Origin of the sequence: Leucothrix pacifica, assembly GCF_003172875.1 — a bacterium.
Taxonomy (GTDB): Bacteria; Pseudomonadota; Gammaproteobacteria; order Thiotrichales; family Thiotrichaceae; genus Leucothrix; species Leucothrix pacifica.
The window spans coordinates 219,087-234,524 of record NZ_QGKM01000005.1; the positions used below are offsets into that span (position 1 = coordinate 219,087).

General features: G+C 41.3%; 16 protein-coding genes. 7 read left to right on the top strand and 9 right to left on the bottom strand.

The genetic code is table 11. From position 1 onward, the window contains the following. Nucleotides 1-13 precede the first annotated feature (13 nt). Nucleotides 14-1,519: a D-alanyl-D-alanine carboxypeptidase/D-alanyl-D-alanine endopeptidase gene (dacB, locus tag DKW60_RS03445; RefSeq protein ID WP_109836260.1), complete on the bottom strand. Its 1,506-nt coding sequence runs from the start codon at nt 1,517-1,519 to the stop codon at nt 14-16. A gap of 3 nt (nt 1,520-1,522) precedes the next feature. Further along, nucleotides 1,523-2,242 carry a tRNA (N6-threonylcarbamoyladenosine(37)-N6)-methyltransferase TrmO gene (gene tsaA / locus DKW60_RS03450; RefSeq protein WP_109836261.1) on the bottom strand — a complete coding sequence of 240 codons (720 nt, stop codon included), beginning with the start codon at nt 2,240-2,242 and terminating at the stop codon, nt 1,523-1,525. 24 nt (nt 2,243-2,266) lie between these two features. On the opposite strand from tsaA, the gene apaG reads away from it, so the two are divergent. The 7 genes from apaG to DKW60_RS03485 all read left to right on the top strand — a co-directional run bounded on the left by apaG (nt 2,267) and on the right by DKW60_RS03485 (nt 8,953). Beyond that, nucleotides 2,267-2,650, top strand: a complete 384-nt coding sequence (apaG, locus tag DKW60_RS03455) for a Co2+/Mg2+ efflux protein ApaG (protein WP_109836262.1) — start codon at nt 2,267-2,269, stop codon at nt 2,648-2,650. A gap of 370 nt (nt 2,651-3,020) precedes the next feature. Continuing rightward, nucleotides 3,021-3,722, top strand: coding sequence for a lytic transglycosylase domain-containing protein (locus DKW60_RS03460; protein ID WP_109836263.1), 702 nt, complete (start codon nt 3,021-3,023; stop codon nt 3,720-3,722). A 76-nt stretch (nt 3,723-3,798) separates the two neighbouring features. Continuing rightward, nucleotides 3,799-4,704 carry a lysophospholipid acyltransferase family protein gene (locus DKW60_RS03465; RefSeq protein WP_181389571.1) on the top strand — a complete coding sequence of 302 codons (906 nt, stop codon included), beginning with the start codon at nt 3,799-3,801 and terminating at the stop codon, nt 4,702-4,704. Between the two features lie 25 nt (nt 4,705-4,729). Next, on the top strand, nt 4,730-5,797 hold the full coding sequence (gene lptF / locus DKW60_RS03470; protein ID WP_109836265.1) for an LPS export ABC transporter permease LptF: 1,068 nt from the start codon (nt 4,730-4,732) through the stop codon (nt 5,795-5,797). After that, nucleotides 5,794-6,861, top strand: a complete 1,068-nt coding sequence (gene lptG, locus DKW60_RS03475) for an LPS export ABC transporter permease LptG (RefSeq protein ID WP_109836266.1) — start codon at nt 5,794-5,796, stop codon at nt 6,859-6,861. Before lptF ends, lptG begins: the two co-directional genes overlap by 4 nt. A 137-nt stretch (nt 6,862-6,998) precedes the next feature. Continuing rightward, nucleotides 6,999-8,057 carry a glycosyltransferase family protein gene (locus DKW60_RS03480; RefSeq protein ID WP_181389572.1) on the top strand — a complete coding sequence of 353 codons (1,059 nt, stop codon included), beginning with the start codon at nt 6,999-7,001 and terminating at the stop codon, nt 8,055-8,057. Further along, on the top strand, nt 8,054-8,953 hold the full coding sequence (locus DKW60_RS03485; RefSeq protein ID WP_109836268.1) for a class I SAM-dependent methyltransferase: 900 nt from the start codon (nt 8,054-8,056) through the stop codon (nt 8,951-8,953). The genes DKW60_RS03480 and DKW60_RS03485 overlap by 4 nt, the downstream gene beginning before the upstream one ends. A gap of 124 nt (nt 8,954-9,077) precedes the next feature. Here the strand turns inward: DKW60_RS03485 and DKW60_RS03490 are convergent, their stop codons facing one another. From DKW60_RS03490 to DKW60_RS03520, 7 genes are read right to left on the bottom strand one after another with little or no spacing between them, the layout of a single operon-like run. Next, the gene (locus tag DKW60_RS03490; protein WP_109836269.1) at nt 9,078-9,869 is read right to left on the bottom strand and encodes an acyl esterase; all 792 of its coding nucleotides are present in this window, start codon (nt 9,867-9,869) and stop codon (nt 9,078-9,080) included. A gap of 28 nt (nt 9,870-9,897) precedes the next feature. Continuing rightward, nucleotides 9,898-10,551, bottom strand: a complete 654-nt coding sequence (locus DKW60_RS03495) for a class I SAM-dependent methyltransferase (protein ID WP_109836270.1) — start codon at nt 10,549-10,551, stop codon at nt 9,898-9,900. Then, complete coding sequence (locus DKW60_RS03500) at nt 10,548-11,564, bottom strand: ELM1/GtrOC1 family putative glycosyltransferase (protein ID WP_109836271.1); 1,017 nt, start codon at nt 11,562-11,564, stop codon at nt 10,548-10,550. The genes DKW60_RS03495 and DKW60_RS03500 overlap by 4 nt, the downstream gene beginning before the upstream one ends. Further along, nucleotides 11,564-12,586, bottom strand: coding sequence for a glycosyltransferase family 4 protein (locus DKW60_RS03505; protein WP_109836272.1), 1,023 nt, complete (start codon nt 12,584-12,586; stop codon nt 11,564-11,566). The genes DKW60_RS03500 and DKW60_RS03505 overlap by 1 nt, the downstream gene beginning before the upstream one ends. After that, nucleotides 12,583-13,422, bottom strand: coding sequence for a polysaccharide deacetylase family protein (locus DKW60_RS03510; RefSeq protein WP_109836273.1), 840 nt, complete (start codon nt 13,420-13,422; stop codon nt 12,583-12,585). Before DKW60_RS03510 ends, DKW60_RS03505 begins: the two co-directional genes overlap by 4 nt. Next, complete coding sequence (locus DKW60_RS03515) at nt 13,412-14,527, bottom strand: glycosyltransferase family 4 protein (RefSeq protein ID WP_109836274.1); 1,116 nt, start codon at nt 14,525-14,527, stop codon at nt 13,412-13,414. The genes DKW60_RS03510 and DKW60_RS03515 overlap by 11 nt, the downstream gene beginning before the upstream one ends. Further along, nucleotides 14,524-15,438 (bottom strand): mitochondrial fission ELM1 family protein, encoded by a 915-nt coding sequence (locus DKW60_RS03520; protein WP_109836275.1) that lies wholly within the window; start codon nt 15,436-15,438, stop codon nt 14,524-14,526. The genes DKW60_RS03515 and DKW60_RS03520 overlap by 4 nt, the downstream gene beginning before the upstream one ends.

A 15,438-nucleotide genomic window follows, 5' to 3' on the forward strand; every position in this document is an offset into this window, starting at 1 on the left:
CGGTACTTCTAGCCTACTGCTCGAAAGCCCAGCGTAATATTTCGTCTTGAATTTTTCCGCCCCGTGCCGACGTAGCACGGGAACCATTGTGCTGTACCACAATGACTAAACGCCTTCCTTTACGATTCAACATATAACCCGCAATTGCAGTGACGCTATTCAACGTACCTGTTTTTAAGTGACTCCGGCCTTTTTGATCATCACTTTTAAAACGAGAAGCCAATGTCCCATCCAGCCCCGGCAAGGACATTGATGACATAAACTCAGGCATATAAGCATCCCGATAGGCGACTTCCAGCAATTGTGACATTTGTCGTGCAGAAACTCTCGCTTTTCTCGACAAGCCGGAACCGTTATCCACCACCATATTGGTCGTATCAACACCTTGTTTTTTTAAAGTTTCGAGAACTGCGTCCCGACCTTTGTCTAGCGTTGCCGGTGCACCGAAGCGATTAGCCCCGATTGTGAGTAATAGCTGACGAGTCATCACGTTATTACTCCATTTATTGATTAAGCGGATTTGTTCACCTAGTGTTGGTGAGCTGTACGAATGAAAAAGTTCGTCATCTCCATTTACTTGACCAGCTTTTAATCCACCGTGTAATTTGCCACCTAGTTCTGTCCAAAAATGTTTGAATGCATCAAAAGCGTGCTGAGTAGGATCAGACAAATTACGCATAAGATATCGGGGTTTACAGCTCACCGAGAACTGTCCTTTGACGATCAATTGCTTTTCCGGACTCCAGCTAAGTTTCGGGCGTCCGTGCTGGCGTTTACACCGTCCTTTCACTAACGCGACTTGATTATCGATAGTCAGAGCAGATGATGGAGGAAAAGGAATGATATCCGCCAATGTTGCAGCCTCATCCTCAGGCGGTTTAATCATCAACCGGGTCGCCTGAAAGTTAAACATTAACGGAGACGCACCCGCATTGTACACCCGGAAACCTTGACCATCGAATGCATCATTATCGTGATCCGGTAAGTCATAGTAGCTGTTATCTATGATTACATTCCCTGTAATTTCTCTCAGCCCTTTGTCATGCAGCTCATGAACAAACTTCCAATACCGTTCGTAGACCATAAACGGATCACCATGCCCCTTGAGGATCAGATCACCCTTTAATATGCCGTTTTCAATATCTCCACGATGCCATGCCTCTGTTCGCCAGGCATAGTTTGGCCCTAACTGCTTTAATGCTGCAAAGGTCGTAATAAGCTTCACAGTTGATGCCGGTGAACGCATGATATCAACATTATGCTCCAGCAGCGGCTGCTTCGAATTCAGATCACGCACATAGATACTCAGGTTATCAGCGGGGACTTTATTCTTGCTTAACAAGGCAATCAGAGACTCAGGCAATGAGTCCATCGGCACATCTTCGACGACCCTATGCTCAATCGCTAGCGCAGGTGCTGGTAAGTTGTCCTCATCAGCATTCACCGAAATCGCAATAGACATGACGATGATCGCAGTGGACAAATACCCAAACACAAGACTAGCACGGGCAAATCTCATTATTCATTCTTCCTTGATTGATAACTCGATAACTTCGACAATATCATCTGCTAAGTACCGCCAACGTAAGTTAAAATCACACAGATGAGTGGCATATATCCTATCGCCTTGTTGAGCGGAATGGTAGGAAGGACGAGGGTCTAGTGCTAATATTTGACGAATCAGCTCCTCAACATCTCGGGCAAGCCTGATTGATGATAATTCGCACTCTCTGGCAGCCTGCAAAGTGAAACAAACTTTGTATTTTGCATTAGGTGGCGTGTCAGCAAACCCGCCTGATGCATCCGAAATACTGTCCACATAGGGAATGTAAGGTTTGATATCTAACACCGGAGTACCATCCAATAAATCGCAGCCATCGAGTACTAATGACACCTGCCCCTCGCTAATCTTTATGTCTGATAAGCGCACCACTGACAGGCCAATTGGATTTGGTCTATGCGTAGATCGCGTGGCAAAGACACCTGTCCGTTGATTACCTCCCAGACGTGGCGGTCTGACTGTCGGTTTCCATTGCCCTATTGGTACCGCATGGAAAGCAAAAATGATCCATATGTGAGAAAAGCCCTCAAGACCACGGACAATTTCCGGAATTGAGTAATTATCAAGTAAAATGAGTTCTGCGGTTGCTGCAGGCACTAACCCCGGTTGACGAGGAATAGTAAATTTTTCCTTAAAGCAGGAGTTGATTTTACCAACAGTTGAAAAGTTAAAATTATTCATTGAAACGTATTATACTTCACAGCTATGACTGAAATAAAACAATACGACATCCGTGTTCACGTAAAGACGGAATATCTACCCTCAGAGTCTGATGAAGACAATGACAGGTTTGTCTTTGCCTATACGATTACGGTCGAAAATCATGGTTCTGAACCAGCAAAGCTTTTGTCTAGGCATTGGATAATTACCGATGCGGAGAATCGGGTTCAGGAGGTCAAAGGCAAAGGCGTTATCGGTGAGCAGCCGCACCTGAAAGAAGGTGAGTCTTTTAGTTATACCAGTGGCACGATGATTGAAACTAAGGTGGGTTCAATGCAGGGAACTTACCAAATGATTGCGGATGATGGCCACACATTTAATGCCGAAATCAAACCATTCACATTAGCAATTCCGGGTATCCTTCACTGAGAACTTACTATCCCAAAGAAAAGAGGGGACATCCGAAGATGCCCCCCAGGGGGATTGCAGACATCAAATCCATATGAGTATCCACAAGCTTGACAGGCTAGCGGTGTCGCAACACTAGCCACGTCCGCAGAATAGTTGACCAAGGGCCGTTCTTCTAGGGGTAAACGGAGCAACGGCACTAATTCAGAGACAGAGCCATTCGTCTATTGGTACTGGTCAAAAGTCGACCGACAGCATAAGCTCAGAGTACATACGACTCTGGTTTAATCCAGACAATAATAAAAACTTATATAGGAAGTTTGCACTTCTACGAACTCAACAGCCCCCTGCTATTCTGTGGCTAACCAGAGTGCGAACGTGTCAGTGACTCATGAAATTATCTCTCCCTTTTTTATCGGGTCTGTTTGGACTGGTTTTCTGTAATATTTACTTAACAAGCACTGTCAATGCAGATGTCTATGCATATCATGGCGCTAATGGTGAGCGAATCCTGACGGACAAGCGAATACATAATAAACATTATCGTTTGGTCAAAACCTACAAAACGCGTAGCAAGTCAAAGCCAGCCAAAAAGAAGGCTGTGACTAAACCAAAGCTTGCTAAGACCACAAAAAAGAGCGCTACCTCAAAAGCAAATGTTTTCCAATGTGGCAACACCGCTTTCATTTCAAAGCAACAAAAGGCTTACAAGAATATCATCCGGTCTTATGCTGCCAAGTACGGTGTCGAAGAAGCGTTGATTTATTCCGTAGTGAAGCAGGAGTCATGCTTTAATGAAAAGGCTTTATCGCGTGCTGGCGCTATCGGCCTCATGCAATTGATGCCTGCTACCGCTTCCTACCTGAAGATTAAGAACCCATGGAATCCGGAACAAAATATCCATGGCGGCGTGATGTACTTATCCCGCATGCTAAAGCGCTTTAAGGGCAACAAAAAGTATGCGTTAGCAGCCTACAATGCAGGCCCCGGAAAGGTTGAACGTTATGGCGGCATCCCTCCTTACAGAGAAACGCAACATTACGTGAAGAAAATTATGGCCGATTACACGCGCATGAAGAGTATGGGGCTTTAATATTGGCCCCGTATTAAGATAGAGTTAGCCGATCTGAAGGTGTATGCTTTGGAGTCGTTTTAACTGCTTCTTATTTATGACTCAGTACCTACACCCGAAATACTGGCTTAGCTGGATTGGCATTGGCTTTTTATGGCTAAGTAGCCAACTTCCCTGGCGTTGGCAAATGCGAGTCGGTGGAAGCATTGGCTCATTACTTCACGCACTCCTAGTTAAACGCCGCAAGGTTTGCCTTACCAATCTGAGAATTGCGTTTCCTGAGAAATCTGAGTCCGAACACGAGTCTCTATGTAAAGCTCATTTTGTGTCGCTAGGCAAAGGACTCTTCGACGCTTCTTTTAGCTGGTGGGGTCGCAGTGAAGCATTACGACCATTATCGCACATCGAGGGGCTCGAAAACCTTGAGAATGCGTTATCTAAAAACCGTCCAATTATTTTTCTGAGTAGTCACTTCACCAGCCTTGAGGTCAGTGGGAGTATCATCGCTGATCGTCTTGATTCCTGCTTTGTATTTCGCCCACATCAAAATGCATTACTCAACCATATAAGCATTAAACGACGTGAAGCACGCTTTGGAAGAACCATTGCCAAAGACAGTATTAAAGATATGATCAGAGTGCTCAAGCAAGGGATTGCTGTCTGGTATGCACCAGATCAAAACTTTCGTGGCAAGAACCACATTATGACTCCCTTCTTTGGGGTAGACGCACCGACCAACCCTGCCACCCCTCGACTTGCAAAACTCTCGAATGCCTTAGTCATTCCTATTTTTTGCACACGCAGTGAGGCTGATCCACGTCCAGGCTATACATTACATATCATGCAGGCTTTAGAAAATTTTCCGGGGGATGATATTAATGATGATACAATTCGCACAAACAAGATTGTCGAGCAGCAAATACTAGCCTATCCTGATCAATACTTGTGGACACATAAGCGCTATAAAGGCTGCAAAATCGATGGTGTCGATATTTATCAATAGCGCCATGCAACGCTGACCTCATTTAATGATACTTAACCGTTACCTGATCAAAGAAATCCTTCAGGCATTTATTGCTACCTTGTTGATCTTATTATTGATCATTGTTGGCAACACCGTCGCACGCCTGCTCGGTGATGTCAGTTCCGGTCAATTGCCAAGTGATGCTTTAGCGGTTTTGGTATTTATTGGATCCGTAAAGGGCGCAATTCAACTTGCCCCAATCGCACTGTTGATTGGGATGATGCTGGCTTTCGGACGGATGTATCGCGACAACGAAGTCTCCGCATTACACGCCTCGGGAGTAGGCCCGGGACAGTTTTTTAAAGCCATATTCCTACTACTCTTTCCACTGACTGTCTTACTGTCCGTGCTTGTATTACACACCCTCCCCTTACTTGAATCATCGCGACAAAATATCACCAATGAAATAAAGCAAAGACCAGAAGCATCTGGCATTCCGGTTGGTGAGTTTATGCACAGCCGTTCTGGCAACCGAAGCTTCACTATTTTTGTTGAAACATTAGACGAAAAAAATGTCGTAATGAAGAAATTCTTCATGCAGACAGAAAATGATAATGAAACTCAGGTAATGATGGCTGAGCAAGCCCTTTTGTTTATCGATAAGGGCAGTGGCGAACGGGTGCTTCAGATTAATAACGGCAGTCGTTACGATCAAAAAAAGTCCGATGATTCTTTTACCGTTTTTACATTCTCGGAGCATGGCATCCGTGTGCCATCTCTGGCAACAAACACTAGTCAAAAGCTGAGTGCCGAACCGACATTATCATTATTCAAGTCTACCGATATTGAGGAGCAAGCTGAGCTTCATTGGCGGTTCGGCATCATCCTATCAGCGCCAATCATGGCACTGTTAGCATTTCCATTAAGCTATACCACTCCCAGACAAGGGCGCTTTGGCAAGTTGGCTATCGGAATATTACTGTATGCGATTTACGCTAACCTGTTGATTACCGGTAAATCAATGCTGGAAGATGAGAAAATCCCCGGCATGTTAGGTCTCTGGTGGGTGCATATTCCGTTCGTTTTGGTCGCTTTAGTGATGGTTTGGCGACGATATGGAGGCTTGCGATGAATATTCTGGATCGCTATCTCTGGAAGTCAACACTAAGCGGACTACTCATGGCTTGGTTCGCGCTCACCATTCTTGTAATCTTTTTTGACTTTATCAGTGAGTCCGGAGACGTTAATGAAAATTATAGTAGTCTGCAAGCACTACTCTATCTGAGCTACTCCATCCCAAGCAGGCTTTATGAGTTATTTCCAACTGCCATGCTGCTCGGCACATTACTAGGACTCGGTAACCTTGCTGCGAACTCTGAGTTTATCGCGATGCGAGCCGCGGGTATTTCAATCGGTAATATTATCTTCTCAGTGCTGAAATTAGGCTTATTTATTGTATTAGGTATCTTTTTCTTTGGTGAATATGTCGTTCCTAAATCTGACTTAGCTGGGCGCAACTTTAAATCATCATTAAGCAATAAGAATGTGGTGATGGTCAGCGGTGCAAGCCTCTGGGTTAAGGATAAGAATCGCATTATTCATATTGGACAAGTTTGGTCCGAAGAAAAGCTGACTGATGTCAATATCTACACCATTAAGGAGAATTACAGCAGCTTGGAGTCGCAAACTCATATTGAGACGATTCATAAAGTCGCGGAAGGATGGGAAGTTAATTCACTGAGCAAAAGTACTTTTAGTGATGAAGGGGTAACGAAAGCATTTATCGAGAAGGACATTGATCCTGATCTTATAAATCCAACATTCATAGGCATAGCGTCTGTCAAACCCGAACAATTATCCATCGCAGAACTGTCAGATCTGATACAATATCAGCGTTCAAATAATCTTAACGCGGATAAGTTTGAACTGGCTTATTGGAAAAGGTTTTCTGCCCCGCTCTCGGCCTTGGTTATGCTGGTGTTGGCGATGCCGTTTTTGTTTGGGTCGCAACGTGGGGGTGGTGCAGGACAGCGGGTTTTTATTGGAATTATCGCTGGGATAGCGTTCTTTCTAATTAATAAGGTTTTAAATCAGTTGGGAGTGGTTTATGGTGTTTCTGCGATAGTAAGTGCTTTTTCGCCTCCAGCATTAGTTCTAGCGATCAGCTTGCTGTCGCTTTCTCGTAAAAACACTTAACTAATTAATGCTTACAACTGGAACATACTAAGGCAATTGCCAGATTCACTCGACATCACACTCCAGCTTTTTTACAGAGTATTTGACCAAAAGATAAACTGAACACTCTTACAGGGCTATAGAGCACAGAAATGCGTATGAATACGAATAAATTTACTCGTTTATTGGTAATTGGGAAGCGAGGAGGTATTTTACAATGGTATGAGCACCTAATAGATGCAGGGGAAAGTTTAAATGGTGTCGAGGTTAAAGGTTTTGCCTTAAACCACAATAATTTTTATGAGCGCGCAATCAAGAAAATAGCTGGGTGGATAAGCCCATGTGCTAAAGCGAATATAACAAAAAAAAGGCTAATTCGAGTTTTAGATAACTACAAACCACAGTTAATAATTATTGCTGACCTGTTCTACTTTTCTGATGATCTCATTTCTGCCTTAATCACATATCGCCAAGATTGTTTCTTCACTCACTGGATTGGAGACTTCTACACCTCAGAGATCCTCCACTCGAAACCTCTAATTCACCACTTCTTTTTTACGGATACAGCTCTTGTTAACCACGCTAAGTCCTTAGGATTAGACAACTCTAGCTACCTCCCACTTGCCTATAACCCTAGAGTTTTCACCCCTCCTGAAACCAATAAAAAACGTTCTAACTTACTTTTGTTTGTAGGAGCTTGGTCTAAAAACCGTGAACGAATCATAAATGATATTGATTACCCTATGCTCGTTATAGGAAAAGGCTGGAGGAAAAAGTTAAATAGAGAGAACCACAAAGTAGTTAGTAAAAATATTAATCAAGAGGAGCTAGCGAAACTCTACCAAGAATTTAACTATGTACTAAACATCATAAACACTGAGAACATTAAAAATGGTCTTAACATGAGATGCTTTGAAGCGCCAGGCTGTAAGGCTTTATTAGTGACTGATGACGTAAAAGACCTACCTTATTGTTATACTGAGAATCTTGATGTACTCGTATATGATACAGCGTGCCAAATTCCTACCTTATTAGCTTCTCAAAATAAAAAATCACAAACTGCAACTATCGAAAATGGACATAAAAAAGCTCAGGAAATGCATACTTACAAGGTGAGAATTCAAAGCATAATAAATATTTCTAGTCTTACAAACAAACACGAAAGCCTTTCAGAAAAAAGTCCTACAATAATTAACATATACGAGGTAGTTACATGAATCGAAAAGATTTTTTATTAAAATATACATCGAAAGAGTCTTCAGGACTAGAGATTGGCCCAAGCCATAACCCAACTGCCTCTAAATCTGCAGGGTATAATGTTGAAATTATTGACCATACAACGAAAGAAGGCCTAATAGAAAAATATCAGAATGATGCGAGTGTTGATACAAGTAAAATAGAAGATGTTGATTATGTATGGGAAGGACAACCCTACAAAGAGCTTACCAAAAAAAGTAAGCACTATGACTGGATTATTGCTTCTCATGTTATCGAACATACTCCAGATATAATTCGATTCATAAATGACTGTAACGGACTACTGGCGGATAACGGTAAGTTAATTTTAGCAATCCCTGATTATCGCTATTGCTTCGATCAATACCGTGCAATCACAGGTCTATCAAAGGTGATCGATGCTCATCTGAATAAAAATGTTCTACACTCAGCAGGCACTATAGCTGAATTTTACTTGAATGCATCTAAGAGAAACGGACAAGTCGCTTGGGGAGAAAACCATATTGGCCATAGCGAACTACTCTGGGACAAAAATACAGCGTTAGAGCAATTTACTTCAGCCAAGAGAGGGGAGTTTTATATTGATGCACATGCTTGGTGTTTTACTCCGAACTCATTTCGATTAATTATGCATGATCTAGAAAACTTAGGATTAACAGAACTACAAGAAGTTGACAGCTTTACTCCTGGTGGCAGTGAGTTTTTTTGCGTACTGAGCCGAAAAGAAACTACCGCTCACTTTGACCGACTAAAAGTATTAGAAGCTATACAAAATGAAATCGCTGCAGGGCGTCCACTGAAGAGACACCAACGTACCTATAACAAATGGCGAAGGTCAATCAAAAAAAGATTCAACAGAAATAACGCTCACCTGTAAGATAAAAAACACTCGATTTTGAAACTCGGGTTCTATATAGGTAATATTAATAGGCATAGTTACTTGTCGTACTTGTTACTTCAAAAGCGAAGATCATTATAATCATTGTTTAAAGATAAAAATCCTAAATGGTATATTTTTTCTTAAGACTCTTATGAAGATTTAAAATTTTATTATTATTAAAAAGTGCCATTAATATTCTTGAGGAGGACACATAAAAACGTGAGCACATTGCTTGAATAACTTGTGGTTGCTTTCTACGTCTGGAAAGATTCATGAAATCCATTTGGACTGCGTTATAACTTTCGTCAGCATTCCCCCCGCTCTTATGTCTAAGGTGAAAATCTATCACATAACAACTATAACCAAGATACTCTGCATTTTGACAAAGATCAGTTGCATACAAATGAAACCCTTTCATCTGACCAGAGCAAGATATAGGGTTCTTTCTGTTGATCACTAAGAAATTCTCATCCACCGTCATTACTCGCCCGGGCAGAACACCTAAGGTTATATTATCCGCATTAGGGTCTGTAATTCTTGCTATTGGCAAACTATTATGTGCTTTTCCCGCATTTCCCAGAATGGCCCACATGGGGTCAATTTTATTAATTTCCCTAATTCTTTCCTCTAAAACTTCTCTTCGATCAAATTCAAACAAGATATCCTGATGACAGTAAACAATATATTGACCCTCAGCTTCAAGTAGGAATCGGTTGTAACCAGAAAATCCATCACATAAGTTCTCGTTAGAGTTATCAATATACAAAAACTCAACATCATCACCATCAAATCCTGCTTGTTTAGCACTAGCAATCATTTCATGATATTCATCAATACGCGTTACCAACGAGCAGAAGCTGAATTTTACTTTGTAGTTATTTCTACTCTCATCAATACTTCTTATATTTAACAAGTTAGACCCCTTCAATGGTAAACCTCAGCTACTTATTTGTAGAATATTTAACACAAAAACCAAATTGCAAATGTAATGTATCTTTCCCCAGAGCCTTAATCGTAATAATTTTAGCTATTTTTTTTAGTGATGAAGGCTTGAAAGATATACTATTAATTCCTTCGAATTTATTGATAATAAAGTCATGACGAGCAAATGTTTGGATAATACTTTTCTCAGTAAAAAAACGCAGATGCGTACGATCTAAAACCCCCTCATCTTGATACTCCCAATCTTTATCAAAGATTAATGACAATAGGTTGGGGAAAAATCTGACATTAGGAATCGAACCAACAATATAAGAATCCTTTTTCATCTTACTCTTTATGTCAGAAAAGAACTTATCATGATCCACCATATGCTCGATCACATCATTACAAATAACCAAGTCGAAGTAGTCATTTGGTAAACTATCAGCAACTTCCTCATAAGTACCGTGCACTACTTTATCAAGTACCTTAGAAGCTGTTTCGTACGATGGTGTAAATGGTTCTACCCCCCAATACTCACAATCTTCCTCCAAATTAGAACGAAAAGCACCGTCACCACAACCAACTTCCAACACTCTTGAATAAGAATCTGGTAGGAAGGCCGCCATATTCGACCTAGTACCGCTGTAGTATATATCTGATTTATTGCTCATAGCCCTAGCTCATTTAATATCATATTGGGGATCAATGATTGATCTTTGTTAGCTTTTAACTTTACAGGTTGAAAATTTTGCAAAATATCGCCAATGCACATCCTTTTCATACTACCTACATTACTTAGTCTTTGCACTAGTTGAAGGTGACCGCCATCTGGCTCCCCAATCATTTCAGAATGTAAGGACACTAGAGGCAAGCCTGCTGCTACAACTTCACTCAACATGGAAGTACTATCCTCTGTGACAAAAGCATAGCTCGATAAACCTAGAAAAGCAGACAGACACTTTTCTGGCTTTTGATTATAAAAAACAGAATAGGTAATACTCGGGTTAGATCTTAATAACTGCGAAAGAGCTTCTTCAACTTTAGCAGGTGTACGACGAGATGTACTAACAAGCCACTTCACTGAATACTTATCAGCTAGTTCATTCATCGCTACAACTAGTTCCTCCCAATCTTTTTTGGTGTACTTATAATAATGTGTAGGCCCGCCAATCAATAAACTCCAGTAAACATAATTTGGGTTCAGGCGCCTCTCAGTCAGAAATTCTCTCGCAGCTGCCCTCATTCCAACCTTGTCAAACCTTTGTGGCATTACATCTACAACCAAATTATTTTTCTCTGCACCAAGGGAAGCGGTAGAAACCACAAGCGAAAAATCTGCAAGACTATACCCTTTAGGGGTTCCAAGAAATATATTTTTGGTTTGGAATGTTCTGGCTAATAATACACTGCTAGCACATGTGTACCCGCCAGACGAAACAATCAAATCCGGTCTTACGTCAATTTTTTTGGAATATTTAACTAAGCACAGATTTAAGATATTACCAAGGTAGCTATTTCTTTTAACAAAGAAATTTATCAAAGGCCTTAATACTTTTAATCTATAACTAATATCAACAACTTCCTCAGTTATACTGCGCTCTTTCTTTAAAGACTCAACTATTCCAAAAGATTGGTTAACATGTCCTGGTCTACCGTCATTAATTATCAACACATGGATATTCATCACCCGCTCATTAAACTAAAGTCATACTGCTTTAGTATCTGGTCAATCATATTATTCAAAGACGTATTCTCTTGCGCCCATCGAAAAGCATTTTCAAGTTTTTCTTTATTAGCCTCAGGGTCATCAATTTGCTTACGTATTGAAGCATAAAGAGCCTCCATATCTCCTACAGGCACTACGTTTTCAGCCGGAAGAATTAATGATGCATCCGAGACATCAGTCGAAACTACAGGAATATGCAGCCTTAAAGACTCTACCAAAGTATATGGAAACCCTTCCCTGTCAGAGCAAATAACAAATAAATCTGAAGCCGACATCAATTCAATATTGTCGTCGCGATGGCCCAAGAAAAAAACATTATTGAGTTTCTTCTTTTTCACTTCGCTCTCTAGCTGCCCCCGCAATTTACCCTCACCGACAATAAGCACATCACAATCATGCAGACGACCGGCAATGCTAATCAATAAATCAAAACGCTTAACTTCCACTAAACGCCCCATAACCAATATCTTTTTATTCGAGAGCTGTTCCGTTTGCTGAAGAAAGTCCCGAGAACGAATCCTCCTCATATCAACATCAACACCGTTATAGATAACGACTTTATTGTTGTTTGTAACACTATTCAACACACGGTGAGAAACACCGATCACAGTATCAAAGCTGCTAAACCCCTTTGTATTACGCTTTTCACTATGTATAGTTGCTATCTTGGAGCAAGAAAAGCCTAACCAAGGATAAATTGTAGAAATAAGCGATGCTGCCTTATTAGCATGTGCATGAATAACATCTGGTTGTATGGACCTTAATAAATTTACTAACTTATAAAGTAGAATAGGATTCTTTCTACTTTTGGTAGCATCTAGAGCGTGAAATGATGCTGTAGTTACATCATTACGAAAACGATCAGGAGCGATAAGATGAACCTGATATTTTTCATTAATTAAAGGGTTATTGGCCAATGTCAGCACATGGTTTTCCAATCCACCACTTTCATCACTAGCGAGCACTAAACAAAGGATCATTTGAATAAGCCTCGCTTTCCAGTTCTCATTTTTTGATAAAACGCGTAAAAACCATCTTTTCCACTGATAGTGATCCGACTAATTTCACACGGATGCTCAGTTAATCTGTGGTCGATTCCAGTATTAACCGTGGTGGCTGTTGTATACCCAGCCTTTTTAACCAACTCTACCTCTTCCATCCCATATAAACCAAATGGATAACAAAAAGCCTTACAGTCAATATCGAAATCAGATCTAATTTTACTTCTGGAGTCATGAATTTCTTTACGCTTATTCTGACCATCTAAGCTCATCAAATTATCATGCGTTAAAGTATGTGAACCAATTTCAATAACACCCGAAGCCAACATTTCTTTGACTTGGTCATCACTCAGTTTTGGTTCTAACAGAAGCCCTGCCCCCTGATTTTTCTCTTTACGTTTACCAGACCAGTCACGGTCATGCCTATCAACAACCAGATAGATAGTCGCCTTAGCATTATATTTTTTGATTATTGGAAATGCATTGATGAAATTATCTTCATACCCATCATCAAACGTTATCGCTACTGATTTTTCAGCGAGTAAACCTTTTTCAGCCAATTCGTGAAGCTCAGTTATTGTGTGAAACGTCCACCCCTTTTCATTCAAATATTTCAATTGTCGGTCAAACATTTCAGGAGACACGCGCAAGCCATTAAATTTAGCGTCGGGTATTCCGTCCCGAATCATGTGATACATCAAAACTCGTGGCGACTCATAAGATACTGTAGGTCGCCACCATCCATAACGGACTGAAAAGTAAACACTCCCTATTGCTGCCAAAACAAAAATCACCCAATAGACCTCAGTCAACATAGACACTCAATTCACCGTTTAGCATATCTTTTTTAGAGTACTGAGTAATTGCAGACTGAGGAGGCAGTAAGCTTCCATCATGTAATGCAACGATTCTTTCGCTTACAGCTGCCAAATCATCTAACGGAACCAAACCTACCGGATATAATTGCGACAAGGTTTCCCCTACACCACCATGATCATAACCTACCACTGCTCGCCCCAAGCTAATCGCCTCAACTACTGTTCTTCCAAACGACTCGGGCTTGCTCGATAACGAGAGCACCATATCAGATATTGCGTAAATATCTTTCATGTCACTTCTATAACCGGTAAAGGTAATAAATTCTTCAAGCCCTCTATCCTTCACTTCTTTATAAAGCCCTTCTGCGTAGCTCATCCGTTTGGGATCCTCACTACCTACAATGACCGCGTGTATTTCGGGTATTTGCTCCTTTAGCCCATCAATGACACGAATCAAGTCATGATGACCTTTTAATCGAGTCAGGCGACCGGGCAAAGTAACAATAAATTTGCCTTTTGTGTTTGGGAACCTTTCAAACCAAGCTAACTTCCAAGACTCTGCTGGTTGATAAGCAAATGGAAACTCAAGTGGATCAATTCCTCTCGGAATAACAACAATTTTATCCTGTTTCACTCCTTTATAATTTGCGGTGATGTACTCTTTGACAGTACTTGATACCGCTACTACAGCCTCACCATAGGTCATAATTTTACTGTACGCGCTCACCGAGTTCAGACCATGAACAGTAGTGATAAAACGAGGGCGATTCTGCTTTGGCATTCCACGCCATGCTAACCACGCAACCCAGGCAGGCATACGCGAACGCGCATGAAGGACATCAACATCACTTTCAACCAACCATTGCCTTAGTTTTCGGTATCGCAAAAAAGTGGTTAAAGATTTTTTTCCCAAATCCCAATTAACGTGAGTCGCACCCGTTTTTTCCAGCTCACCGACTAGTCGCCCTCCAGCAGAAATAACCAGCGCTTTATGCCCACTATCGACCAACGCTTTGGCAACTTCAATAGTGCCCTTTTCAACCCCCCCACTATCTAATGCGGGAATTATTTGCAGAACTGTTAAGGGCTTTTTTTGATTCATATGGTATACCCCTTCTCAACCATCCGTGCCATAACAATATCAGCGCACCTTGTCGCTTCATCCAAAGCAATAAGTGCCTGCGTATTTGAGCCATCATTTTTAGTCTCAAGAGTCGTTAAGTCTGAAACTCGACCCTCACTCAATAAACGCGCCACTTCCCGACTCACCCGATTAGGCTTAGTCTTATCTAGCTTCAGCACACCTACCCTAGCCCCGGCAGTCATCGCTTCAAAAACCATTGAAATGCTATCCTCTGTCACCCAAATATGACCAATTCGACTTAGTTGATCCAACATCCATTCAGCGCCCACATCAGCGTAATTAAAAAAAGGTAGTATTATCTGACTGCTATGCAATACCGACTCAATATCGGCGGATGTGCGTCTTGAATTAGCTATACGCCATTCAACATCTGGATAACTCTCCAATAAGGTTTTAATTTGAGCTACTACAGTACCTGACGACCAATTAAAATGAGAGGAGAGCCCACCCAGTAAAATAAGCCCCTGTGATTGTTCGAGACTGCTAGAAGGACGAATACGGTTAATAGCACCATCCGTTACAACCGTATTAGGCATTTCAGAAACTCTATCGTGCCTTGGAATGAAGCATAGATTAAAGGCTGACCGAGGTAAGCTAGGCTTCATAAGAACAACACTGTATGCACCAAAAATAAAGCGCATAATCAATGCATATTTGTGTGTTCGGTGCCCCGCGGCAACCACTAATTTTGCGGGCGTATCAAACTGGCTAACTTTACGAATAAATCCAACCAAGCCGATAGAAATATCGATCGTTCTAACCGATGTATTAACTTTTCTTTGAATAGCTTCAACTAGCCCTTTCACTTGGTTCACATGACCAGGCTTGCCATCAACTATTTCAATAATGTTTAAACACTTCTGCGACAT

Excerpts from the sequence above, each read along its gene's own strand:
- dacB (WP_109836260.1), bottom strand. The coding sequence starts at position 1,519 with ATGAGATTTGCCCGTGCTAGTCTTGTGTTTGGGTATTTGTCCACTGCG.
- tsaA (WP_109836261.1), bottom strand. The coding sequence starts at position 2,242 with ATGAATAATTTTAACTTTTCAACTGTTGGTAAAATCAACTCCTGCTTT.
- apaG (WP_109836262.1), top strand. The coding sequence starts at position 2,267 with ATGACTGAAATAAAACAATACGACATCCGTGTTCACGTAAAGACGGAA.
- DKW60_RS03460 (WP_109836263.1), top strand. The coding sequence starts at position 3,021 with ATGAAATTATCTCTCCCTTTTTTATCGGGTCTGTTTGGACTGGTTTTC.
- DKW60_RS03465 (WP_181389571.1), top strand. The coding sequence starts at position 3,799 with ATGACTCAGTACCTACACCCGAAATACTGGCTTAGCTGGATTGGCATT.
- lptF (WP_109836265.1), top strand. The coding sequence starts at position 4,730 with ATGATACTTAACCGTTACCTGATCAAAGAAATCCTTCAGGCATTTATT.
- lptG (WP_109836266.1), top strand. The coding sequence starts at position 5,794 with ATGAATATTCTGGATCGCTATCTCTGGAAGTCAACACTAAGCGGACTA.
- DKW60_RS03480 (WP_181389572.1), top strand. The coding sequence starts at position 6,999 with ATGAATACGAATAAATTTACTCGTTTATTGGTAATTGGGAAGCGAGGA.
- DKW60_RS03485 (WP_109836268.1), top strand. The coding sequence starts at position 8,054 with ATGAATCGAAAAGATTTTTTATTAAAATATACATCGAAAGAGTCTTCA.
- DKW60_RS03495 (WP_109836270.1), bottom strand. The coding sequence starts at position 10,551 with ATGAGCAATAAATCAGATATATACTACAGCGGTACTAGGTCGAATATG.
- DKW60_RS03500 (WP_109836271.1), bottom strand. The coding sequence starts at position 11,564 with ATGAATATCCATGTGTTGATAATTAATGACGGTAGACCAGGACATGTT.
- DKW60_RS03505 (WP_109836272.1), bottom strand. The coding sequence starts at position 12,586 with ATGATCCTTTGTTTAGTGCTCGCTAGTGATGAAAGTGGTGGATTGGAA.
- DKW60_RS03510 (WP_109836273.1), bottom strand. The coding sequence starts at position 13,422 with ATGTTGACTGAGGTCTATTGGGTGATTTTTGTTTTGGCAGCAATAGGG.
- DKW60_RS03515 (WP_109836274.1), bottom strand. The coding sequence starts at position 14,527 with ATGAATCAAAAAAAGCCCTTAACAGTTCTGCAAATAATTCCCGCATTA.
- DKW60_RS03520 (WP_109836275.1), bottom strand. The coding sequence starts at position 15,438 with ATGTCGCAGAAGTGTTTAAACATTATTGAAATAGTTGATGGCAAGCCT.